The sequence below is a fragment of the Aquimarina sp. I32.4 genome, assembly GCF_002924285.1.
Taxonomy (GTDB): Bacteria; Bacteroidota; Bacteroidia; order Flavobacteriales; family Flavobacteriaceae; genus Aquimarina.
Genome location: NZ_PGUB01000063.1, coordinates 1 through 22,064, shown reverse-complemented (window position 1 = coordinate 22,064; position 22,064 = coordinate 1). Strand labels below are relative to the sequence as shown.

Sequence of the window (22,064 nt, the reverse complement as noted above, 5' to 3'; positions counted from 1 at the left end):
CTTTTATACAGTAACTCCTACAACTCTAGGCTTATATTCTTTTGCTAAATCTGCAATTGCCTTAATATGCTCTGGTGTTGTACCACAACATCCTCCTACAATATTGACTAGATTTTTTTCTAAATATTCTTTGATTTGTTCTGCCATTTCTTCTGGTGTTTCATCATATTCTCCAAATGCATTTGGCAAACCAGCATTAGGGTGTGCAGATACTCCAAAGTTTGCTTTTTGAGCTAAAACTTCTAAATGAGGTGTTAATTGGTTTGCTCCCAATGCGCAATTAAAACCTACAGAAAGCATTGGTATATGAGATACAGAAATCAAAAATGCTTCTGCCGTTTGACCAGAAAGTGTTCTCCCACTTGCATCTGTTATCGTACCACTTATCATTATCGGAATATCTATATTTTTTTCTTCTTTCACTTCTTCTATAGCAAAGAGGGCTGCTTTGGCATTTAATGTATCAAAAACAGTTTCTACCAATAAAATATCAGATCCCCCATCTATTAATGCTTCGACTTGTTGTTTATACGCTATTCTTAATTCATCAAAAGTTACTGCTCTATACCCTGGGTCATTAACATCAGGAGACATACTTGCTGTTCTATTTGTAGGCCCTATTGACCCTGCAACAAATCGGGGTTTACCTGGTTCTTTTGCAGTGAATTCATCGGCTACTTCTTTTGCTATTTTTGCTGATTCATAATTTAGTTCATACACCAACTCTTCCATCTCATAATCTGCCATTGCGATTGTAGTACCAGAAAAGGTATTGGTTTCTACAATATCTGCTCCCGCTTCAAAATAAAGCCGATGCACTTCTTTTAACGCTTCTGGTTGAGTGATACTTAGTAAGTCATTATTTCCCTGAACAGGAACAGACCAATCCTTAAACCTTTCTCCTCTAAAATCCTCTTCGGTAAATTTATAGCGTTGCAACATAGTTCCCATTGCTCCATCCAGAATAAGAATTCTTTCTTCTAATATTTTTTGTATGTCTTTCATCTTTTTCTATTTATTTTTTTTGACGGTCAGACGTAATTGCGTCATAATTTTTTCATCAATATTGAAATTATTAACATATCACATATAACAATCATACGCTACAGATTTCTGCCTAAACGGAAATATCAAAAAGCGCTTTGGTTCTTTATCTAAATTAAAGAGTTAAGTATATGTATCAAGAAAAGTAAAAGGAAAATATAGTAAGACTATATATCTTTGTTATCTATTCTCAAATATGAGATAGAATGTAGCACCTTCTTTATAAGATAAAGGGTTGCTAAGGTTTCACAGGGTCTAATCCCTCCACCTTTCTTGATAACATTAAAAATAAGTTTATGAACTTAACAGTTACTACTGGTTATTTGACTACAAATAAAAGGCATAGCCTTTTGTTATGCAAGTTTATTAACTCAATTTTATTTATTACTACAAAAAAAAGAGATTATCTAAATAAAAGACAATCTCTTTTACGTATCATTTAATTATTATCTCCTCCAGCTTAAGCCTCCGAAGCCGCCTGTAGAATGTACTTTTGTGATATAATTTGCACTATCAATACTCCCTCTTAATATGCCACTACTATTTATGCTTCCTTTAGGCACATCGACCCAATCCAACCATAATTGGCTATAAAAACGACTCCCGTAAGCAACATTTGACCATGTTGGTTGTCCTGACACAAAATTACGCTCACCAAACCAAACTACCCGATTGCCAATTTGCCTGATGTAATAATACCCTCCATCATCTCCTATCCACCTACCTGTTATATTATTAATGTCATTTCTAACTCCAAATCCAGCAGGGCGTATACCAGGTAAATTTGCTGGCTTTATAGTCTTAACCCAGAGAGAACCTCCAAAATTATTTCCAGAATCCTTGGTAAGAACTACTCCATTGTAAAGAATAGATAATTTCAATACCCCTTTTCCTGCAACCCTCCCTTTTGGCAGATCATAAAAGTAACCTGTAATTTTATTTCCAACCAACTCTCCTTTGAATATATTTGCCCAATTTCCTGTAGGGTGTTCTCCGAACCAATATACGTTATTACCTATATGTCTTATATAATAATGTCCTCCATCATTGGCTTTGTAATATCCACTTAAATTTGAGATCATTTTATCAGGAATTGCTTTTAACACTGAATCAAGGCGTTTTTCCTGTAATTCTGTTATAGAAGACTCTGGTGTGTCTTCATTTTCATATATATCTTCTTTTTCACAATTCACAAGTAATAAAACACTTATGAAGAGTAACATAAAAATGTTTAATTTTAATTGAAAAGCTTTAATCTTCATGTTAATAATTTTTGTCGTGTTAACTTTTATATCCCCTAGTATCATCTCTACAAATAGTGATAACATCTATTATTAGTAAAGTCATTTAAAAATACATTAACAACTCATACTAGAACAGGGATAAAACACCCTTTATTTTCAGGAATAACACGCTCTTTCCCGAAGTTAATCATTCACAAAAAATCTATTACTTCATTAGCATTATTATTTTTTTCTTTTTGAACATTCAACAAAAACACTGTATCTAATTTTGCAACAGCTGCTATTATACTATGTCTATAGTAGACAATAATTAGCGTTCTTTTATGAGTACAGATATTTTAAATAAAAATTGGTGGAGCAAAAACTGGAAGTGGGTATTTCCGACTACAGGAATATTGAGCTGTATTGTTTTATTTTTTATGATGACTGGTGATGCTACATTAAGATATGGTGCTGTTTACTTGCAACCTGATCTTGTAGAAAATGCTTTATTAAAAGCTAAGAAGAATGAACAGGTCATCGAAAAAATAGGAGCACTAAAATCTGTTGATTTTCTCAGCCTGCTAGAAGGTGAGGTTGCCTATTCAAACAACAACAATTCAGTTGCTCTAACTATAGGTGTAAAAGGTACTAAGGGAAGAGCAAAAATGGATATTATTGCTAATAAAACCAACGAAAATTGGAGCTATCAAAAAATTACAATTAGAATAAAAAAGCCCACAAAAGAGACTATCAAAATCCTTGAGTAGCTTACAATTATTTATGTTTCTGGCGCGAGTTCTACTTCTAACCCATCTAATTCTGGAGTAATAGGAATTTGACATCCTAACCTACTATTATCTTCTACATAAAAGGCTTCTGCTAGCATCATATCTTCATCTTGCCCCATTTCTGGTAATTGATGTTCAGATAATACATAGCATTGACAAGATGCACACATGGCCATACCGCCACAGGTTCCTTCTACTGGTAATTCGTATGCTTTACAGACTTCCATCAGATTCATAGCCATATCTGTTGGGGCCAATACTTCATGAACTACCCCTTCTCTATCTTTTATTTTTATAGTAATATCTGACATATCTTTCTATTTCTTACTGCAAATATAATACCATTTCTCAAAATGAAACCGTCTACTAAAATCGTTTTTTTTAGCTTAACCAAAAATAATTCAATTCAGAGTTTGGTCATGCCATTTTGAGAATTGGTTATAATCAAAGACCTCACAAGATATATACCTAAAATTATTTTGGGCACAGGTCCTGTGAGGTCTAAAACAAAGTCTTCTCTTATTAATTGATTGCTTTTACAACTTCTTTTTTAGCTTCTTTCTTGCTACCATCAAATCCTTCTACTCCTCCAACAGTTGTATATTTCATCACATATTTTTTGTCTGGATGTATTCTCTGATATGCACTTTGACACATAAGTGTTGCTTCATGAAAACCAGAAAGTATCAATTTTAGTTTTCCTCGATATGTATTCACATCACCTATCGCATAAATACCTGGGATATTTGTTTGATAATCATATGAGTTATCTACTTTGATTGCATTTTTCTCAATCTCTAATCCCCAATCTGCAATTGGTCCTAGTTTTGGCGATAAACCAAATAATGGAATAAAGTAATCTGTATCTACAGTAATATCACCTTCTGTTTTATGTTTTATCCCTAATCCAGTAATATGATCTTCTCCTTTTAGTTCTTTTACTTCTGCTTCTGTAATTAGATTTATTTTCCCTAATTTAGAAAGTTCTGCTACTCGTTCTACAGAATCCAAGGCTCCTCTAAATTCGTTACGTCTATGTACCAAAGTTACTTCACTTGCAACATCTGCTAAAAATATTGACCAATCCAAAGCTGAATCTCCTCCCCCTGCAATCACAACACGTTTATCTCTATACACCTCTGGATCACGAATAATATACGCTACTCCTTTATCTTCAAAATCCAAAATATTTGGAATAGGTGGTTTTCTTGGTTCAAAAGAACCTAATCCACCTGCTATTGCAACTACTGGCGCATTGTGTTTTGTGCCTTTATTGGTAGTCACCACAAATGTATCGTCATCTAATTTTTCTATAGTATCGGCTCTTTCCCCTAGTGTAAATCCAGGTTCAAAAGGTTTTATCTGCTCCATCAAGTTGTCTACTAAATCTCCTGCCAGTACTTCTGGAAATCCAGGAATATCATATATTGGTTTTTTGGGATATATTTCTGAACACTGCCCTCCTGGTTGCGGTAAGGCATCAATAAGGTGTGTTTTTAGTTTCAGTAATCCTGCTTCAAAAACAGTGAATAATCCTGTTGGTCCTGCTCCGATTATTAAAATATCAGTCTTAATCATTTTTCAACTTCTTTTTTTCCTATTAATCCTTTAGTAAATTCATTTAGTGTTTCTACTTTTTCTTCGAAATCACCTTTTATTGTTTTTCTATATTCGTTTAAATTGTTAACTAGGTCATCAATATTTTCAGGAATTACTTCTTCAAAAAATTGACGTAAACGCTTGGCTGTAGTTGGCGATTTTCCATTAGTAGAAATTGCCACTTTTACATTGCCTTTGGTTACAATTCCTCCCATATAAAAATCACAATATGGTGGATTATCCGCTACGTTAACCAATTTACTTTGCTCTCTACAGTCTTGATATACCTGCAAATTGACTTCAGGAATATCTGTAGTCGCTATCACAATATGTTTTCCTTCTAGAAAACGTTTGTGATATCTTTTTTTTATCATTTCTATCCCAAATTTTTGAGCCAATGCCTCGGTAGCTTCTCTATACATTGGCGATACCATCGTCACTCTGGAATCGGGACTTGATTTTAATAAGAACGTTAGCTTTTCTTCTGCTACATTTCCTCCCCCTATAATCAAAGTTTCTAGGTTCTCTGTTTTAAAAAAAACAGGATATAAATTATTTCTTCCTTCTTCATTCATCACTTCTGCTGTTAAGATGCGATTTCTTGTCTTACTTCATTATAAATCGAAGCTAGCATTACACTTTGGTTCACTACTTCTCCTATTACTATAATAGCTGGGGAAGATAATTTTTTCTCTACAACTACTTGCTCAATAGTATGTATTGTACCAAATCCAAATTGTTCATTTTTGGTAGTTCCATTTTGAATAATCGCTACAGGAACATCTTGTTTGTTTTCTTTTTCAAAGATACTAACTATTTCATTCAACTTACCCATTCCCATTAAAATTACCACAGTTGCATTTGATTTTGCAGCTTGGTATATATCCTGCGATAATTCATGGGCTTTTGTTGTTCCAGTAATTACCCAAAAACTTTCTGAAAACCCTCTTTTGGTTAAAGGGATTCCTTGGTAAGCAGGCACTGCCATTGCAGATGATATTCCAGGAATCATATTTGTCTCTATTCCAAACGGGTGAGCATAATCAATTTCTTCTGCTCCTCGACCAAAGATAAATGGATCTCCTCCTTTTAACCTTACAACATGTCCATGACTTTTGGCTCTGCTTACGATTAACTCATTAATTTGATCTTGATGATACGCATAACATCCTTTTCTTTTTCCTACAAAAATTTTTTCGGCTCTGCGAGCATACTCTAATAAAGTTGTATTAATGAGTGCATCATACAACACCACATCTGCAGACTCTAATACTCTGACTGCCTTAACAGTGATCAAACCTGGATCTCCAGGACCTGCTCCTACTACTGTAAGTTTTGGTGTTTTATTACTCATTTTTTGTCTAATTAAAACACTCTATCAAAAGGAGTGCTATCACTAATTACTGTTTATGCTTTTTCTACTTCAATTGCTCTAAATTCTTGTACTTGTAGCAAAAACAATTCTGCTTTTTTAATATAATCTAATGCAAAATCTCTGGTCGGAGTATTTTTTTGAATTTGATATATTAAATCTGCAAATGTTCCTTCAAGGTTTATTTTTTCGCTTTCTACGAACTGCTCATCAAATTGTTTTATGATCGCTGCATGGCTATTTGTCTTTTTCTTTTCTGCTAATAGCATTGCTTTGGCAGAATTCACTAAAGAGCTATATGCATGATAGGCAGCATCAGAGTACACTTCATTTTCAAAAGAAATTTTAGCATTTTCTATTTTCTCTTCACTTTCTAAAAACAATGTTGCTATTAAGTCTATAACCACACCTGCACATTCTCCTACTCCTATTGCTTTTACATACTCTTCTTCATTACCCCAATCTATAAAGTCTTGTTGTGTAAGGTTATCTACACTTGATAAATCGGTAAGAAATTCATAAAAATATTTTTCTCCTTTTCCTTCATAATACTCTACAAAGGTTTTACCTGCTGCATTGGCTTCAAAATCATTAAGGATTCTACGTAGGGCTTCTGGCCCTCTTCTACTTGGTATTTTTACTACTTTGTCTGCAAAACGACCTTTTCCATCTCCTAGATTTCCTCCTCCTAATAACACTTGCAAGGCTGGTGCTACCAATTTATCTTTGGTACGTATGGACATTCCCTGAAAACCTATGTTAGCCATTGTATGCTGCCCACATGAGTTCATACAACCACTGATTTTGATCACCATATCCTCTTTTTTCAAGTATTGAGGGTATTCAGTTTTAATTACTCGTTCTAATTCTTCTGCAATACCGGTACTACTAGCTATTCCAAGATTACATGTATCTGTACCTGGACAAGCTGTAATATCTATTGCTTTATTATATCCTGCTTCTACAAAGCATAACTTTTTTAATTCTTGATAGAAAAATGGTACTAATTCTTCTTTTACAAAGGGTATCAATATATTTTGACGCAAGGACAATCTAAGTTCACCTGCTGCATATTTTTCTACTAAATCTGCTAATAATCTAGCCTTATCTGTATAAAAATCTCCCAACAATACTTTTATCCCTATAGCCACATACCCTTCTTGTTTTTGAGGGATCACATTGCTAGTTTTCCAAAGATTAAAAGTTTCCTGATCTGTAATCTCTACTTCAGGAACTTCTACCTGAACAGGGATTGATTCTTTGTATGAATCTATATCTATTGGTACCGATTTATTTACTATAGCGCTTTGCTCTGCTTCTAATAATTCTTTGAACGCCTCTAGACCTATATCTTTGATCAAGAATTTCATTCTTGCTTTGGCTCTACTCTTTCTTTCTCCATGACGATCAAATATCCTCAGCACTCCTTCCATTAAAGGAATCATTTTATCTGATGGCAAAAAGCCATATAGTACATCTGCATGTCTTGGTTGCGAACCTAATCCACCTCCTAACATCACCTTAAACCCTCTTTCTCCATTCTGGATTTTGGCTATAAAGCCTAAATCATGCATATAGGATAAGCCTGTATCTTCATCTGTTCCTGAAAAAGATACCTTGAATTTACGTCCCATCTCCTGACAGATTGGATTTCTTAAAAAGGCACGAAACAATGCGTCTGCGTATGGTGATACATCAAAAGGTTCATTGGGATCAATTCCTGCCGTTTCTGATGCAGTTACATTACGAACTGTATTGCCACAAGCTTCTCTCAGGGTTACCTGGTCTCTTTCTAACTCTGCCCATAACTCAGGGGTTCTGTTTAAATCTACATAATGAATCTGTATATCTTGACGTGTTGTAATATGTAATCGCCCTCTTGAGTATTCATCTGATACTTCACAAATACGTCTCAGCTGATTACTTAATACTTTACCATATGGTAATTTTATACGAATCATCTGTACGCCTTCTTGACGCTGACCATAAACTCCTCTTGCTAAACGAAGGCTACGAAATTTTTCTTCATCAACCTTACCGTTATGGAATTGCTCAATTTTATTGGCTAATTCTATAATATCTTTTTCAACAATCGGATTTTCTATTTCAGTTCTAAAACTTTGCATCTTTTTTTCGTATTTCCACCCTCAAAAAAGGGCATAGTTATGACTTTTGTGTGATGGTTTTATGATTTAAAAATTCCTGCTTTTTTCTTTTCTTTTATCAGGAAAGATCTTTTTATTTTACTCTATAAATCCTACTCCAGCAGTATTATTAGTTTGAGAATCTATTAATATAAATGACCCAGAGGCTTTATTCTTACTATAAGAATCAATAGCTAACGGCTTACTCAACTGTATCTGCACTTTTCCTATCTCATTAAGACTTAATGTGTTTTTTGAGATATCTTCTCCAGAAAAATCTGTAGCAACAGTACCACTTATATTTTTAATTTTTGCCAAAACGCGACTACTTCCGCTTTGTATAAAATAGTTTGCTCCTGGAGTAAGGTTTTTACTATCCATCCAACATACCTTAGCTGTCAATTGTTTTTCTACTCTTGGCTTTTCTGATGATTTTACAATCATGTCTCCTCGACTTACATTGACATCATCTTCTAGTGTAATTGTACATGAACTTCCTCTACTCGCAGTATCAAATGTTTTATCAAAAAAATAAATCTCTTTTACCCTAGAAGTTGTTAAAGAAGGTAAGATCGTTACCTCATCTCCTACTGAAAGGTCACCACCATATAGTTTACCTGCGTATCCTCTGAAATCATGAAACTCATCTTTCTTTGGACGAATTACTGTCTGAACAGGAAAACGTACTTGTGCTTTCTCATATACATCTTGAGCATCTAATTCTTCTAAATGCTCTAGCAAAGTCTGACCTGTATACCACGGTGTGTTTTCTGACGTATCTACCACATTATCGCCTTGCAATGCACTCACTGGAATAAAAGTTATATTTTGCTCTTTATAATCACTTTTACCAATCAATGTCTCAAAATCTGACTTGATAGCCTCATATTTCTCTTGTGAGAAATCTACTAAATCCATCTTATTTACCGCAACTATAACATCTTTTACTCTAAGCAAATTATTGATAAAAAAGTGACGATATGTTTGCTCAATCACTCCTTTACGAGCGTCTACCAAAATAATTGAAGCTTGAGAGGTAGATGCTCCTGTAACCATATTACGGGTATACTCTATATGACCTGGAGTATCAGCAATGATATAACTCTTTGTTTTGGTTGAAAAATAAATATGAGCTACATCAATTGTAATACCTTGTTCTCGCTCAGCGACCAATCCATCAGTGGCCAAAGAAAAATCTAAATAATCAAATCCGTTGGCTTTACTTCTGGTTTCTATTGCTTCTAACTTATCGGTAGTTAATGACTTGGTATCATACAGTAAACGACCTATCAAGGTACTTTTACCATCATCTACACTACCTGCTGTTGCTATTTTTAATACGTCCATAGCTATTATTAGTTTCTCCTTAAAAAAAGGAGTGTTTTTTTATTATTAATGATTTATTTGAATCTGGTTTATGTTGTAACAACAAAGCTTTACTAGAAATATCCTTGTTGTTTACGTTTCTCCATTGCTGCTTCTGATCGTTTATCATCAATACGCGCTCCGCGCTCTGAAATTGTAGATTCTCTAATCTCTGCAACTACTTTATCAATGGTAATAGCATCTGATAATACTGCTGCTGTACAAGACATATCTCCTACCGTACGGAAACGAACCATTCGCTCTTCTACCAACTCATCTTCTTCTCTATAAACAACGCCATCTTCTGCGGACCAAATCATACCATCTCTAATAAAGATCTTACGCTTATGTGCAAAATAAATAGATGGAATTTCTATTTCTTCTTTCTGAATATAACTCCAAACATCTAGTTCTGTCCAGTTACTTATAGGAAATACTCGCACATTTTGCCCTAAATCAATTTTACCATTAAGGTGATCAAACAATTCTGGTCGTTGATTCTTCTCATCCCACTGACCAAAATCATCTCGTACAGAAAAAATACGCTCTTTGGCTCTTGCTTTTTCCTCATCTCTTCGAGCTCCTCCTATCGCAGCATCGAATTTAAATTCTTCTAAGGCATCTAATAGTGTAGTGGTTTGCAAACTATTACGACTTGCATACTTACCCTTCTCTTCTATAACTTTACCTTGATCAATAGAATCCTGAACATTACGAACGATAAGCTCTACTCCTAATTCTTTTGCTAATCGATCTCTAAATTCTATAGTCTCTGGAAAATTATGACCCGTATCAATATGTAATAACGGAAAAGGTATCTTTGCTGGATAAAATGCTTTCTGTGCTAATCGCACCAAAGTGATTGAGTCTTTTCCTCCAGAAAATAACAATACCGGCTTCTCAAATTGAGACACTACTTCTCTAAAGATATAAATCGCTTCGCTTTCTAAATGACCTACTTCTAATTTCTCTATACAAGAAGACATATCGATACTTATGGGAGATTTACTTCCTAGTACTTCCATTTTAAATATTTTTTAATGATTTTTAATACAATTATGATGTGTTATGAGTGAACCTGATTAGCTAATATGCAATCCACACTCTCTATTTTCTAATACCTTGGTAGGATCAAAATAGGTAAACTCATTAGGCAACTGATGCTCTTCTAAGTACACATCTAATCCTTGGTCGGCATAATAATAAAAGGGACTCACCTTTAACACTCCGTCTTTACTAAAACTCAGGATATCCAGAGAATTTCTAAGTGAAGTTTGCCCTTGCCTAAGATTAGTAAACCATACATCAGGCTTAAACTCTGCCATTGCTCTTTTAAAAGGCTCTAGCTTTACCTGTTCTGTAAACACTGCATGTTTTGGATCATCAATATCAGGAATCCCTAATACTACATCTCTATGAGCTGCAGTCTGTTTTGGCACATACAATTGAATATTTAGTTTCAGTAAATCTATCACCTCTTCTGCGTGACGGTATGTATTTGAAGTATTATATCCCGAATCACACCATATCACAGGAATATCGGGTAATGTTCTAGAGCATACATGTAGAATTGATGCTTCATAAGGCCTGAAGTTAGTTGTTACTACAGGGTTTTTCGCATTAGACATTGCCCATCGTGCAATATCTATCGGTGTTTTTTTTCTAAGCTCGTCATTGAGACTGGCTATATTTTCTTTTATAAAATCCATTCTTTATCAAATTCAATTTTTTTATTTTTTTTTAAAACGATTGTCCCATGTTCGCGCATTAACTGGGATTTCTCTATAAACATCATAACATTACTGACAGATAATTGTTTTTACATCAAATCATCGTGCCCACTTAATAGAATTCCAAATCCTTTCATGGAAAAAATATAGAATCATTTTTGTTATAAAGTCAATTGATGCTATAGAAGTAGCGACAGCAATCTCATTAGTTAATATATAAGAAACTATCAAAGTGTCAATTGTTCCTACTACTCTCCAACTTATCGCTTTTGCAATACTACGTATCGGTTTTTCAGATACTCTATCGTCCTCATACGTTGTCTTTTTTGAAGCTAATTTATACAATACCATTGGTCATACTTTTATAAAATTTAAATAAACATTATTAATTGTCATTCTATAGAATATTGATTATCACGTGTAATATGAGTTTAAAGGTATATAAATTATAATCCCACAAATCTCTCGTTAAAGAATTTTATGAAACAACTAACAATAACCATCAATTAGCTAAAAATTATCATAAAAAACTGAATATTATATATGTTAAAAACATAGTTAATTAATAATTCAATAACATTTTTAACAAAAATTTGAGTGTTTTTCTATCAAATCAACTTTTACTGTTCTATAGGCAGTTTTTGTCAAAAAAAATCAATTATGGCAGACCATCAATACAACGATAAGAAAACAGTAATTCACTTTTTTTTCAAATCAACTTTGGATTAAAAACACACATCTTCCTGCTTAATTATAATAGATATTTTGAACTCAAAAACATATCATCATCACCCAAAAACACCATGTGTATTTGGAAGAATATTTTGCAAAAAAAGATGAATTCTCACTGAATTAAGGGCATAAAAAAAACAGCTAGAAGTTAAAAATAACTTCTAGCTGTTTTTTTTATTAATTACTATACGATAGTACTACTATATTTTTTCTAATGCTTGCTCTATATCTTTAACAACATCATCAACATGCTCTAGCCCTACAGAACATCTTACCATTCCGTTTGTTATACCAACAACCTGTTTATCTTCATCTGCCAATTTACTATGTGTGGTTGAGGCTGGGTGTGTTACTATCGTTCGCGTATCTCCCAGATTAGCTGACAGCGAACACATTTCTAAACTATCAAAAAATGTTTTTCCTCCCTGCACCCCTCCTTTTACTTCAAAAGCAACAATATTACCTCCTTGCTTCATTTGTTTTTTTGCGACTTCATATTGCGGATGCGATTTTAAAAATGGGTATTTTACCCAATTTATCTTAGAATGCGCTTCTAAAAAGGTTGCTAACTTCAATGCATTTTCACAATGACGATCTACTCGAACTGCTAATGTTTCTAAACTTTTTGACAATACCCAGGCATTAAATGGCGATAATGATGGACCTGTATTCCTAGAAAACAAATAAATTTCTCGTATCAATGCCGTTTTACCTACAGTCACTCCACCCAAAACTCTACCTTGCCCATCAATTAATTTGGTCGCAGAATGAATAACTAAATCTGCACCAAATTTTATTGGGTTTTGCAAGTACGGTGTTGCAAAACAATTATCAATAATCAAAAGTAAGTTATACTTTTTTGCAATCTTCCCCAAAGCTTCAAGATCTAGCACATCTACTCCTGGATTTGTTGGAGATTCTGCATAAATAATTTTTGTATTGGGCTGAATTAAGCTTTCTACTTTTTCTACTTCATCTACTCTAAAATAACTAGTCTCGATATTCCATTTCGGAAAATACTTTGTAAACAAAGTATGTGTTGATCCAAATACGGATCTAGCAGAAACAATATGGTCTCCCGCATCTAATAATGCAGCAAATGTTGAGAACACTGCAGCCATACCCGTTGCAAATGCATACCCATCTTCTGCTCCTTCTAATTTACACATCTTATCTACAAATTCGGTCGTATTAGGATTACTAAAACGACTATAGAGATTACGTTCTTTTTCTTCTGCAAAGGCAGCTCTCATTTCTTCAGAATCCTCAAAGACAAACCCTGATGTCAAATACATAGGTACCGAATGTTCTAAAAACTGTGTTTTATCTGTTTGGGTTCTTACAGCTTGTGTTTCAAAATTTGAACTATCGAGACTCATATTTCTTTATTATTAACAACTACTTTATACTCTATTGTAGCAGTAGGTTCTAATGTTTTTGATACAGAGCAATACTTCTCAAATGACAATTGTGCTGCTCTTTTTGCTTTTGCAGGAACAATATCCCCTTCAAGATAGACTGTAACTACAATACTCTTAAATGGTTTTGCTCCATCAATCTCTTCACGACTACCATCTACCTCTGCTCTATAATCAGTAATTTCTTGCCGTTGTTTTTTGAGTATTGAGATCACATCAATTGCACTACAGCCAGCTACTCCCATCAATACATACTCCATTGGACTTGGTGCCAAATCATTACCTCCCACTTTGGCCGTACTATCAATATGAGTTATGTGCCCTCTTTCATTTTTTAATTCAAAATGATAATCATTGTCTATTCTTTTGAGTTCTATTTTCATTGGTTTAATTTTTTTTTATAGATGATTTACCTGATCCTTATACTATCCTTTTTCTGCTAATCGTAGCACATCCCCAAATACTCCTCTTGCTGTTACTGCTGCTCCTGCACCAGCCCCTTGTATCACTATTGGCTGGTCCCCATAAGACTCGGTATAAATTTCAAATATAGAGTCGGATCCTTTTACCTGTCCTAACGCACTACTTTGAGGTACTGAAACCAATTTCACATCAAGATTCCCTTTTTCTTGAGATAAATCTCCCCAAAGATCACCTATATATCGCAACACATGATCTGCTTTTTGATCTTCTTTTATTTTTTGAAACACCTCATCCAATTCTGATAATTTTTCTAAAAACCCTTTTGCTTCACCTGCTCTCAATTGTTCGGGGATTAAGTTATGGATTACAACATCTTCAAATTCATTACTCAAATCTAATTCTCTAGCAAGAATCAACAATTTTCTCCCCACATCATTACCACATAAATCTTCACGAGGATCAGGCTCAGTAAATCCTTTATCAATTGCTTCTTGCAAAACCTGACTAAAGGGCCTATCCTCTACAGAGAAAGTATTAAACAAATAACTTAATGATCCCGAGAAAACACCTTTGATTCTGGTTATATTTTCTCCTGATAAATGTAATAATTTGATCGTGTCAATCAAAGGTAACCCTGCTCCAACATTTGTCTCATACAAATATTGTTTTTGATTTTCTTCTAAACTTACTCTTAGCTTTTTATAAAAATCAAAACTTAATGTATTAGCTACTTTATTAGATGACACCAAATCAAAACCATGCTCTACCAAACGCACATAACTACCTGTAAAACATTGACTTGCAGTGTTATCAATTGCTATTAAATTCTCTAAATGATGCTCATCTGCGTATTGTATAATATCATCAATTGTATAAGAAACTCCTTTTTCTACAATATCACTTTCCCATTGCTCACTAACTCCATTTTTATCCAAAAGTGCTTTTCTGGAATTTGCTACAGCAAAGATGTTAAGATTGATCTTTTTTCGTTTTTCAATTTGCTCTGCAGATTTCAAAATCTGATCTACCAAAGTTCCCCCTACTAACCCATGGCCAAAAATGGCGATATTTATTTTTTTAGAAATTTCAAAAATCTCACCATGAATAACATTCAAAGCTCGATGCAATTGTTTTTTTCGCACTACCAAACTTACATTTTTACCCGTTACCGTATTATTAAACAGCAATGGAACAACCTGATTCTTAATAAGTGCATTATATGGTTTATGAAAATTACTCAAATCTTGCCCGATAATGGATATCACAGAAACTTCTTTTTCTATTGTTATACCACTAACATCTCGTTTATAAAAATCTGATTCAAATTCTTGCTCCAGTATAGTCTTTGCTTCTTGTGCTTGATCTGCCTCTACAACAAAACCAATTCCTCTTTCTGATGAGCCTTGAGAAATAATACTAACATTGATATTTTTATGTGCTAATGCTTTAAATATTCTAGCATCTACTCCCACTTTACCCAACAGTCCTCTCCCTTCAAGATTTACCAAAGCTACATTCTCTAAGACAGAAAGCGATTTGATCCCCTTTTCATTGACCTCAGAAGTAATAAGTGTTCCTTCATTTTTATGATCAAACGTATTCAAAATCCTAAGAGGTATATTCTTCTCTATCAAAGGGATAATTGTTTTTGCATGCAAAATATTAGCTCCAAAATAAGCTAACTCATTTGCTTCTGTAAACGACAACTTCTCTATCTTTTTTGCATTAGGAACCAAATCAGGATTAGCTGTATAAATCCCATTGACATGGGTGAAATTTTGTAATTCTTCTGCGTCTAGGTAGTTCGCTAGTAATGAAGCTGTATAATTACTTCCGTTTCTTCCTAAGGTTGTTGTCTCATTCTTGGTATTGGAAGCTATAAAACCAGTAACTACATTTACTGTAGTCCCATTATACTTCTCAAAATGACTCACCACATTCTCTTTAGAAAGCTTATCCAAAGGCAACGCATCTCCAAATTGAGCATCTGTAACAATCAAAGATCTACTATCTGCAAAATGAGCATTAATATTTTTTTCTTTAAGGATATGTGTTATCAATTTGGCAGAAATAACTTCACCTTGTGACAATACTTGATCTTTTATTCTCTTACTATAGTCTCCTAAAAGAGAAACTCCTTCAAAAAGCTTATCTAATGTATCAAACTCTTGAGAAAAATCTATCCCAAAAAAATCAGCTGTTTGATACTTCTTAAATGCGTCTAGTTGTTCTTGATAACTTTCGTTATTAACTGCTTTTTCAAGAATCTCTTCAAGCTCATCTGTAGAATTTCCTCTAGCAGAAAGCACCACAGCGATTCTTTCTCCTTTCTTAACTTTTTCTTCTATTATATCTATCACGGCACGAATTCCTTTTCCGTTTGCCAATGATTTTCCTCCAAATTTTAAAATTTTCATCTTTTTTCTTTCTTTAAAACACATCTTTCAACAAGGTGCTTAATTGTTTAAACTCTATCAAAAATGCATCATGACCATGAACAGAATTAACAATACTGTGTGTTACATTTTGTTTTATTTGCCTTAGTCTTTCAAACGTAATTTCATCTTCATTTGCTGTAAAAAACATATCAGAGTCTACACTTATGATATGAATATTTGACCGTATTGTTTTTGCAACCTCTTCAAAACTTCCTCTTCCTTCTGTAATATCAATATTGGCAAGAATATAATTCACTTCTTTGTATGCAGAAAGGGCAAATCTGCCATCTAATTTTTCACCATGATGCAATAGCCAACTTTCTACATTGTACATATCTTTTTCTTCATTATAAGTACGCTCAAACTTACTTTTAAATGATTCTGGTGATCTATACACTAACATGGCATGCAATCTTGCATCATGAATAGGTTTTTGAGAATTCAATAATATCTGCTCTTGCACCAAACAGTTGGCCTTCAACCAGTCTGTTGATTTCCAATCGGTTGCTACTGGTATCAAGTGAGTAATCAAAGTAGGGTTTAAAGATGCTAATTCCCAAGCAATCCCCCCTCCTACAGATCCTCCTATTACTGCATACAACTTATCGATTTCTAGTACTTTTAATCCTTGAGAAAACATAGAAGCTATATCTCTTGCATTAAATTTCTTATATTCTTCTATTAGATTCTCTTGCTTTCCGTCATATCCATTCCCTGGGATATTAAATGACAGAATAGTATACTTATTGGTATCAATACATTTGTCTTGCCCTATCAAACCACTCCACCAACCATTCTCTCCACATACGGTAGAGTTTCCAGTAAGAGCATGGTTTACCAATACTATCGGGGCTTGATACAGTGGCACTCCAAACAATTCATATGTCAGAGGAATTTCACTAATACACTCTCCTTTTATTGTAGTAAAATTTAAGATATCTAGTTTCTGAAGCATTATTTATAGTTTCTTTTTAAGATTATTCAAAGAAGGTCTTATTTTATTTGGTCTTTCTCGTTACAACAAATGGGTGTTTTCACTTATTAAATCTCGACTTTCACTTTAGAAAAAGCTGTTTTCAAATCTTCTTTTAGATCTTCTATATCTTCTAACCCTACAGATAATCTTATTAAGTCTTGAGTAACTCCTGTTGATTTTTGCTGTTCAGTATCCAGTTGCTGATGCGTTGTACTTGCAGGATGAATAATCAATGATTTTGAGTCTCCTATATTTGCTAATAATGAAAATATTTTTGTTTCATCTGCAATTGTTTTGGCTGATTCAAACCCCCCTTTTATTCCAAACGTAATAATCCCACTTTGCCCTTTTGGCAAATATTTCTGTGCTAATGTATAATAAGCATCATCTTCTAGTCCAGGATATTTCACCCAACTCACTTCATCTTGTTTTTTTAACCATTGTGCAAGTTCTAGTGCATTTTTACTATGTTTCTGTACTCTAATTTCTAATGTTTCTAAACCTTGTAAAATCTGAAATGCATTAAATGGACTTAATGCAGCCCCATAATCTCGTAATCCCTCTATTCTTACTTTTGCAATAAAAGCCGCAGCCCCTAATGTTTCATGATATACCAACCCATGATACCCAGGAGAAGGTTCTGTAAACTCAGCAAATTTTCCACTAGACCAATCAAAAGTTCCCGCATCTATAATTACTCCTCCGAGAGATGTCCCATTGCCACCTATATATTTTGTAAGTGAATGAATCACAATATTCGCACCATACTCAATAGGGTTCAACAATGCAGGGGTAGCAACTGTATTATCAACAATAAAAGGAATCTCAGATGTTTCTGCTATAGATGAAATAGCTTTCAAATCCAGAACATCCAATTTAGGATTCCCTAAAGATTCAACAAAAATTGCACGTGTGTTTTCTTGTATAGCTTCTTTAAAACTTTCAAGATCTGAAGGATCAACAAATGTTGTAGTAATCCCAAATCTTGGCAGTGTTACATTTAACAGATTGTACGTCCCACCATACAAACTATTTGAAGCTACTATATGGTCACCTGTTTTTAACAAAGTAAGTAAGGCCGTATTAATTGCAGCTGTTCCTGATGCGGTTACTACCGCACCTATACCTCCTTCTAATGCAGCGAGACGTCGTTCTAGAATATCATTTGTAGGATTGTTTAATCTTGTATAAATAAATCCTGGTTCAGACAAATTAAACAAATTAGCAGCATGATCAGAATTATTAAAAACATAGGATGTTGTCTGATATATAGGTACTGCCCTGGCTCCTCCGTTGGCAGATACGTCATGACCTGCATGTAAAGCTTCTGTTGCAAATTTTTGGGTACTCATAATTTTCTATTTTAAATTTTTAAAATAAATTCAAATACATCAAACACTTCTCTACGTTGTGTTTGTTTTGAAGAAAATTAATAAGAAAGGAAAGCGACAATTACAAAAAGAATAATTGTATCGAGTTATCTTCTCTCGAATAATCGAGATAGAATTTAGCACCTTCTTTAAATATAAAGGGTTGCTAAGGTTTCACAGGGTCTATTCCCTCCACCTTTCTTAATAACTTACTAATATGTATAAGAAACTTCGAAGCAAATCTAGTAATTATTTTTTAATACAAAAATCTTTCTTCTAAAAATTATTTTGTTAAAAACAAAATCACCTCTCCTTCTTCAAATAATTAATGATACGTTAAATACTTTTTAATATTGTCATTTTTTTTACCTTTGCCGAAATATTTTAGGGAAAGATTTGACTGATTGCAACCCAAAATGTTATGCCTTAGCAGTTTACAAAAAACACACTATAAGCATACCATTATAAAAATGCTAAAGCAGCTCGATTTAATATTATTTTGTCGAAAGCTTCTCATCGCAATCGCGTCTAAGCATTCTCTTATAAAACAACAACAAATGGCATATTTATTTACTTCAGAAAGTGTATCTGAAGGACACCCAGATAAAGTAGCAGATCAAATCAGTGATGCACTATTAGATAATTTTTTAGCTTTTGATAAAGATTCCAAAGTTGCATGTGAAACTTTGGTAACTACAGGTCAAGTAGTTCTCGCAGGAGAGGTAAAATCAAAAACATATCTCGATGTACAACATATCGCAAGAGAAGTAATTAATACCATTGGATATACCAAAGGGGCATATCAATTCAGTGGAGATTCTTGTGGTGTAATTTCTCTTATTCATGAGCAATCACAAGATATAAATCAAGGTGTAGATAGAGAATCCAAAGAAGAACAAGGAGCTGGTGATCAAGGAATGATGTTTGGATATGCTACTAAAGAAACAGAGAATTATATGCCATTGGCGCTTGATATTTCTCATAAAATACTAATTGAACTAGCAAAATTAAGACGTGAAGGAAAAGAAATCCCTTATTTACGACCTGATTCAAAAAGTCAAGTAACGATCGAATACAGTGATGACAACATACCGCAACGAATTGTTGCTATCGTTGTATCTACACAGCATGATGATTTTGATAATGATGATGAAATTATGTTGAATAAAATAAAAAATGACATTATTTCTATATTGATCCCTAGAGTAATTGCACAGTTACCAGAATATGTTCAGCAATTATTTAATGATCAAATCACATATCACATCAATCCTACTGGTAAATTTGTAATTGGTGGTCCTCATGGTGATACTGGTCTTACAGGAAGAAAGATTATTGTTGATACGTATGGTGGCAAAGGAGCTCATGGAGGAGGTGCTTTCTCTGGTAAAGATCCTAGTAAAGTAGACAGGTCTGCCGCATATGCTTCTAGACATATTGCCAAAAACCTTGTAGCTGCTGGAGTAGCAAACGAAGTATTGGTACAAGTATCATATGCAATTGGTGTAGTTGAACCTACTTCTATTTTTGTTGATACTTATGGCACAAGTACTCTAGGATTAACTGATGGAGAAATTGCCGAAAAAGTAGCTCAAATTTTTGATATGCGTCCCGCTGCTATCGAAAAACGACTCAAACTACGCAATCCAATTTATCAAGAAACCGCAGCATATGGTCATATGGGTAAAGAGTCCAAGACAATTACCAAAGTTTTTGAAAGCCCGTATTCTGGTAAAATCGAAAAAGAAGTTGAGCTTTTTACTTGGGAAAAATTAGACTATATCGATGAGGTTAAAAAAACCTTTAAACTATAAATATTCATTTCATCTGATTTAATTAGTTTTTTATCGATTTTATGAAAGATACATTGAAAAAATGCGGTTTTCCCGTAGGAAAAACCCAAGTATTATCAGTACATTTATCCCATTCCTTATAATAAAGGAAAACAACATATCTATATTAATGGGAAAATAGTTTTGATATGTTTTTTTACAATTTTAATGTATAACGATTTGTTATAATAATGCATCAAAATTCTGGGAAATGAAATTAAAACTCACAGTACTTATCGCTTTTTATTTAATCTGCGGTATGTCTTTTGGTCAAGACTTTGAATACGACCTAACTTCTGTAAAAACTATTGACAATCAAATTATTGAAGAACAATATAGTACAGAAACAATGTCATCTGCAGATCGACTGCTAGTTGTACAAACTCCTATCAAAAAGAAAGGTAAAGAGTTTTACAGCAAAAAAGAGTGGCAAAAAATCAAAAAACAACTCAAAAAAAATAAGAAAAGAGCTTCTAAGCAGAATATACATGCCTACAAAAAAATGGACACTATATACTTAGACATTCCAAATCATAAGAATGATCGCACAAAAGAATCTCGCTTATCAGGATGGTAAGTATTTTCTTATAAAAAATAATAAAGAGGCATCCTGTTGGTTATTATTACAACAATTTATTGTTCCATTTTTAAATAATAATCAACAGAACGTTTTCCTGATCCATATAATAAAAAAACAAGCACAATATTAGAACCATACTAGCAATAGTGAGGTTTACAACATTTATTTCTCCTATAAAATTAATAAGTACAGCTCCTATTAACAATGGAAGCTGAGCTGATACAGACCACCTCGTTAATAATTCAAAAGAAACAAGTATCCCCCGATTAAATGTACAGGAGCAACATAATGCATAATAATAATAATAATAATAGAACCTGCAAGGCTCTGAACAGGTTTAATTAAATCCACAAGAATCTGGTTATTACTTATAAAATCTATTCCTTTTATAAATAAAAAGACTCCTTTTTTTGGGTTTACGACAAATTTCCCTTTTTGTTAAAATTTAGTATTTTTATTAGAAACATATTTAATGGATATAAAGACTCAAGCCTCGTTAATCTTCGACAAACATTTTGAACAATGGTTATCTGATCCTTCTCGTATGGAGAATGGATATCAATACGAATCTACGTACGCTGCAATGATGTCAAATGTTGAGCAAGAAGTTTTACAATTATCTGTTGGTCGTGTTCCCAAGAGCAAGAACTTAAAAAAAAACTTCAAACCAGATTTGGAAAGATAGAATCCTGCAAGTCTCATGTTATTTCTCAATCTCCAGGTTTTATGGGTATTAGTAGTTTGGCTCAAGAAACCATGTGCTATATGGGTCAGTATTTGGTATTTAGTGAAGCAGAAGATGTGATCAATAATTTGACAGGTTCAGGGGTCAATGCCAAGCAAATAGAGCGTGTTTGCCACAAATATGGACAATGGATTGAAGATGCTGATAATGCGGTTATCAAAAATCTGGTTTATAAAGAATATGAATCAGGTAAAGCGGATGAACTTCATTATGTTAGTGTAGATGGGGCTATGTACCTAACAAGAGAGGAAAGTTGGAAAGAGAGTAAGCTAGGTAGACTAT

At 33.6% G+C, this 22,064-nt stretch carries 21 protein-coding genes and 2 riboswitches; of the genes, 5 read left to right on the top strand and 16 right to left on the bottom strand.

The window, feature by feature from the left end:
• Positions 1-3: 3 nt before the first annotated feature.
• Both CVD18_RS14175 and CVD18_RS14170 read right to left on the bottom strand, forming a co-directional pair.
• Positions 4-1,005 carry a homocysteine S-methyltransferase family protein gene (locus CVD18_RS14175; RefSeq protein ID WP_103866096.1) on the bottom strand — a complete coding sequence of 334 codons (1,002 nt, stop codon included), beginning with the start codon at positions 1,003-1,005 and terminating at the stop codon, positions 4-6.
• Between the two features lie 216 nt (positions 1,006-1,221).
• Positions 1,222-1,327, bottom strand: a riboswitch (SAM riboswitch).
• A gap of 163 nt (positions 1,328-1,490) precedes the next feature.
• A complete protein-coding gene (locus tag CVD18_RS14170) occupies positions 1,491-2,306 on the bottom strand; it encodes a hypothetical protein (RefSeq protein WP_146052797.1) in 816 nt (271 codons plus the stop codon).
• A gap of 305 nt (positions 2,307-2,611) precedes the next feature.
• Here CVD18_RS14170 and CVD18_RS14165 point away from each other — a divergent pair, with 305 nt between their 5' ends.
• Positions 2,612-3,037 carry a cytochrome c oxidase assembly factor Coa1 family protein gene (locus CVD18_RS14165; RefSeq protein ID WP_103866094.1) on the top strand — a complete coding sequence of 142 codons (426 nt, stop codon included), beginning with the start codon at positions 2,612-2,614 and terminating at the stop codon, positions 3,035-3,037.
• Between the two features lie 11 nt (positions 3,038-3,048).
• Here CVD18_RS14165 and CVD18_RS14160 read toward each other — a convergent pair whose 3' ends face one another.
• The 14 genes from CVD18_RS14160 to CVD18_RS14095 all read right to left on the bottom strand — a co-directional run bounded on the left by CVD18_RS14160 (position 3,049) and on the right by CVD18_RS14095 (position 18,607).
• A complete protein-coding gene (locus CVD18_RS14160) occupies positions 3,049-3,369 on the bottom strand; it encodes a 2Fe-2S iron-sulfur cluster-binding protein (protein WP_103866093.1) in 321 nt (106 codons plus the stop codon).
• Positions 3,370-3,580: 211 nt separating this feature from the next.
• Positions 3,581-4,636 carry an NAD(P)/FAD-dependent oxidoreductase gene (locus tag CVD18_RS14155; RefSeq protein WP_103866092.1) on the bottom strand — a complete coding sequence of 352 codons (1,056 nt, stop codon included), beginning with the start codon at positions 4,634-4,636 and terminating at the stop codon, positions 3,581-3,583.
• Positions 4,633-5,232 (bottom strand): bifunctional precorrin-2 dehydrogenase/sirohydrochlorin ferrochelatase, encoded by a 600-nt coding sequence (locus CVD18_RS14150; protein WP_103866091.1) that lies wholly within the window; start codon positions 5,230-5,232, stop codon positions 4,633-4,635. Before CVD18_RS14150 ends, CVD18_RS14155 begins: the two co-directional genes overlap by 4 nt.
• 11 nt (positions 5,233-5,243) lie before the next feature.
• A complete protein-coding gene (gene cobA, locus CVD18_RS14145) occupies positions 5,244-6,011 on the bottom strand; it encodes a uroporphyrinogen-III C-methyltransferase (RefSeq protein ID WP_103866090.1) in 768 nt (255 codons plus the stop codon).
• A gap of 53 nt (positions 6,012-6,064) precedes the next feature.
• Positions 6,065-8,155, bottom strand: a complete 2,091-nt coding sequence (locus CVD18_RS14140; protein WP_103866089.1) for a HEPN domain-containing protein — start codon at positions 8,153-8,155, stop codon at positions 6,065-6,067.
• A 117-nt stretch (positions 8,156-8,272) separates the two neighbouring features.
• Complete coding sequence (locus CVD18_RS14135; RefSeq protein ID WP_103866088.1) at positions 8,273-9,520, bottom strand: sulfate adenylyltransferase subunit 1; 1,248 nt, start codon at positions 9,518-9,520, stop codon at positions 8,273-8,275.
• 92 nt (positions 9,521-9,612) lie between these two features.
• Positions 9,613-10,524 (bottom strand): sulfate adenylyltransferase subunit CysD, encoded by a 912-nt coding sequence (gene cysD / locus CVD18_RS14130; protein WP_103866102.1) that lies wholly within the window; start codon positions 10,522-10,524, stop codon positions 9,613-9,615.
• A 96-nt stretch (positions 10,525-10,620) separates the two neighbouring features.
• A complete protein-coding gene (locus tag CVD18_RS14125; protein WP_103866087.1) occupies positions 10,621-11,247 on the bottom strand; it encodes a phosphoadenosine phosphosulfate reductase family protein in 627 nt (208 codons plus the stop codon).
• Positions 11,248-11,367: 120 nt separating this feature from the next.
• Positions 11,368-11,619 carry a DUF2061 domain-containing protein gene (locus CVD18_RS14120; protein ID WP_103866086.1) on the bottom strand — a complete coding sequence of 84 codons (252 nt, stop codon included), beginning with the start codon at positions 11,617-11,619 and terminating at the stop codon, positions 11,368-11,370.
• Positions 11,620-12,200: 581 nt separating this feature from the next.
• Positions 12,201-13,379, bottom strand: coding sequence for a PLP-dependent aspartate aminotransferase family protein (locus CVD18_RS14115; RefSeq protein WP_103866085.1), 1,179 nt, complete (start codon positions 13,377-13,379; stop codon positions 12,201-12,203).
• The gene (locus CVD18_RS14110; RefSeq protein ID WP_103866084.1) at positions 13,376-13,801 is read right to left on the bottom strand and encodes an OsmC family protein; all 426 of its coding nucleotides are present in this window, start codon (positions 13,799-13,801) and stop codon (positions 13,376-13,378) included. The genes CVD18_RS14115 and CVD18_RS14110 overlap by 4 nt, the downstream gene beginning before the upstream one ends.
• 42 nt (positions 13,802-13,843) lie before the next feature.
• Positions 13,844-16,258, bottom strand: coding sequence for a bifunctional aspartate kinase/homoserine dehydrogenase I (gene thrA, locus CVD18_RS14105; protein WP_103866101.1), 2,415 nt, complete (start codon positions 16,256-16,258; stop codon positions 13,844-13,846).
• A 13-nt stretch (positions 16,259-16,271) separates the two neighbouring features.
• Positions 16,272-17,234, bottom strand: coding sequence for an alpha/beta fold hydrolase (locus CVD18_RS14100; RefSeq protein ID WP_103866083.1), 963 nt, complete (start codon positions 17,232-17,234; stop codon positions 16,272-16,274).
• A gap of 86 nt (positions 17,235-17,320) precedes the next feature.
• The gene (locus tag CVD18_RS14095; protein ID WP_103866082.1) at positions 17,321-18,607 is read right to left on the bottom strand and encodes an O-acetylhomoserine aminocarboxypropyltransferase/cysteine synthase family protein; all 1,287 of its coding nucleotides are present in this window, start codon (positions 18,605-18,607) and stop codon (positions 17,321-17,323) included.
• 122 nt (positions 18,608-18,729) lie between these two features.
• Positions 18,730-18,836, bottom strand: a riboswitch (SAM riboswitch).
• Positions 18,837-19,182: 346 nt separating this feature from the next.
• On the opposite strand from CVD18_RS14095, the gene metK reads away from it, so the two are divergent.
• The 4 genes from metK to CVD18_RS14075 form a co-directional block, all read left to right on the top strand.
• Entirely contained in the window at positions 19,183-20,439 is a 1,257-nt protein-coding gene (gene metK / locus CVD18_RS14090) for a methionine adenosyltransferase (protein WP_103866081.1), read from the top strand.
• 229 nt (positions 20,440-20,668) lie between these two features.
• Positions 20,669-21,034, top strand: coding sequence for a hypothetical protein (locus CVD18_RS14085; RefSeq protein ID WP_103866080.1), 366 nt, complete (start codon positions 20,669-20,671; stop codon positions 21,032-21,034).
• A 475-nt stretch (positions 21,035-21,509) separates the two neighbouring features.
• Complete coding sequence (locus CVD18_RS14080; RefSeq protein ID WP_103864000.1) at positions 21,510-21,722, top strand: hypothetical protein; 213 nt, start codon at positions 21,510-21,512, stop codon at positions 21,720-21,722.
• Positions 21,723-21,763: 41 nt separating this feature from the next.
• Positions 21,764-22,064 (top strand): hypothetical protein (locus CVD18_RS14075; protein ID WP_199185034.1); only part of this gene is annotated, 301 nt, incomplete at its 3' end.

Bases quoted from the DNA above. Each gene is read 5' to 3' on its own strand.
- CVD18_RS14150 (WP_103866091.1), bottom strand. From the start codon at position 5,232: ATGAATGAAGAAGGAAGAAATAATTTATATCCTGTTTTTTTTAAAACA.
- CVD18_RS14110 (WP_103866084.1), bottom strand. From the start codon at position 13,801: ATGAAAATAGAACTCAAAAGAATAGACAATGATTATCATTTTGAATTA.
- CVD18_RS14115 (WP_103866085.1), bottom strand. From the start codon at position 13,379: ATGAGTCTCGATAGTTCAAATTTTGAAACACAAGCTGTAAGAACCCAA.
- CVD18_RS14120 (WP_103866086.1), bottom strand. From the start codon at position 11,619: ATGGTATTGTATAAATTAGCTTCAAAAAAGACAACGTATGAGGACGAT.
- thrA (WP_103866101.1), bottom strand. From the start codon at position 16,258: ATGAAAATTTTAAAATTTGGAGGAAAATCATTGGCAAACGGAAAAGGA.
- cobA (WP_103866090.1), bottom strand. From the start codon at position 6,011: ATGAGTAATAAAACACCAAAACTTACAGTAGTAGGAGCAGGTCCTGGA.
- CVD18_RS14160 (WP_103866093.1), bottom strand. From the start codon at position 3,369: ATGTCAGATATTACTATAAAAATAAAAGATAGAGAAGGGGTAGTTCAT.
- CVD18_RS14135 (WP_103866088.1), bottom strand. From the start codon at position 9,520: ATGGACGTATTAAAAATAGCAACAGCAGGTAGTGTAGATGATGGTAAA.
- CVD18_RS14080 (WP_103864000.1), top strand. From the start codon at position 21,510: ATGGATATAAAGACTCAAGCCTCGTTAATCTTCGACAAACATTTTGAA.
- CVD18_RS14165 (WP_103866094.1), top strand. From the start codon at position 2,612: ATGAGTACAGATATTTTAAATAAAAATTGGTGGAGCAAAAACTGGAAG.
- cysD (WP_103866102.1), bottom strand. From the start codon at position 10,524: ATGTCTTCTTGTATAGAGAAATTAGAAGTAGGTCATTTAGAAAGCGAA.
- CVD18_RS14125 (WP_103866087.1), bottom strand. From the start codon at position 11,247: ATGGATTTTATAAAAGAAAATATAGCCAGTCTCAATGACGAGCTTAGA.
- CVD18_RS14085 (WP_103866080.1), top strand. From the start codon at position 20,669: ATGAAATTAAAACTCACAGTACTTATCGCTTTTTATTTAATCTGCGGT.
- CVD18_RS14095 (WP_103866082.1), bottom strand. From the start codon at position 18,607: ATGAGTACCCAAAAATTTGCAACAGAAGCTTTACATGCAGGTCATGAC.
- CVD18_RS14170 (WP_146052797.1), bottom strand. From the start codon at position 2,306: ATGAAGATTAAAGCTTTTCAATTAAAATTAAACATTTTTATGTTACTC.
- CVD18_RS14140 (WP_103866089.1), bottom strand. From the start codon at position 8,155: ATGCAAAGTTTTAGAACTGAAATAGAAAATCCGATTGTTGAAAAAGAT.
- CVD18_RS14175 (WP_103866096.1), bottom strand. From the start codon at position 1,005: ATGAAAGACATACAAAAAATATTAGAAGAAAGAATTCTTATTCTGGAT.
- CVD18_RS14100 (WP_103866083.1), bottom strand. From the start codon at position 17,234: ATGCTTCAGAAACTAGATATCTTAAATTTTACTACAATAAAAGGAGAG.
- CVD18_RS14155 (WP_103866092.1), bottom strand. From the start codon at position 4,636: ATGATTAAGACTGATATTTTAATAATCGGAGCAGGACCAACAGGATTA.
- metK (WP_103866081.1), top strand. From the start codon at position 19,183: ATGGCATATTTATTTACTTCAGAAAGTGTATCTGAAGGACACCCAGAT.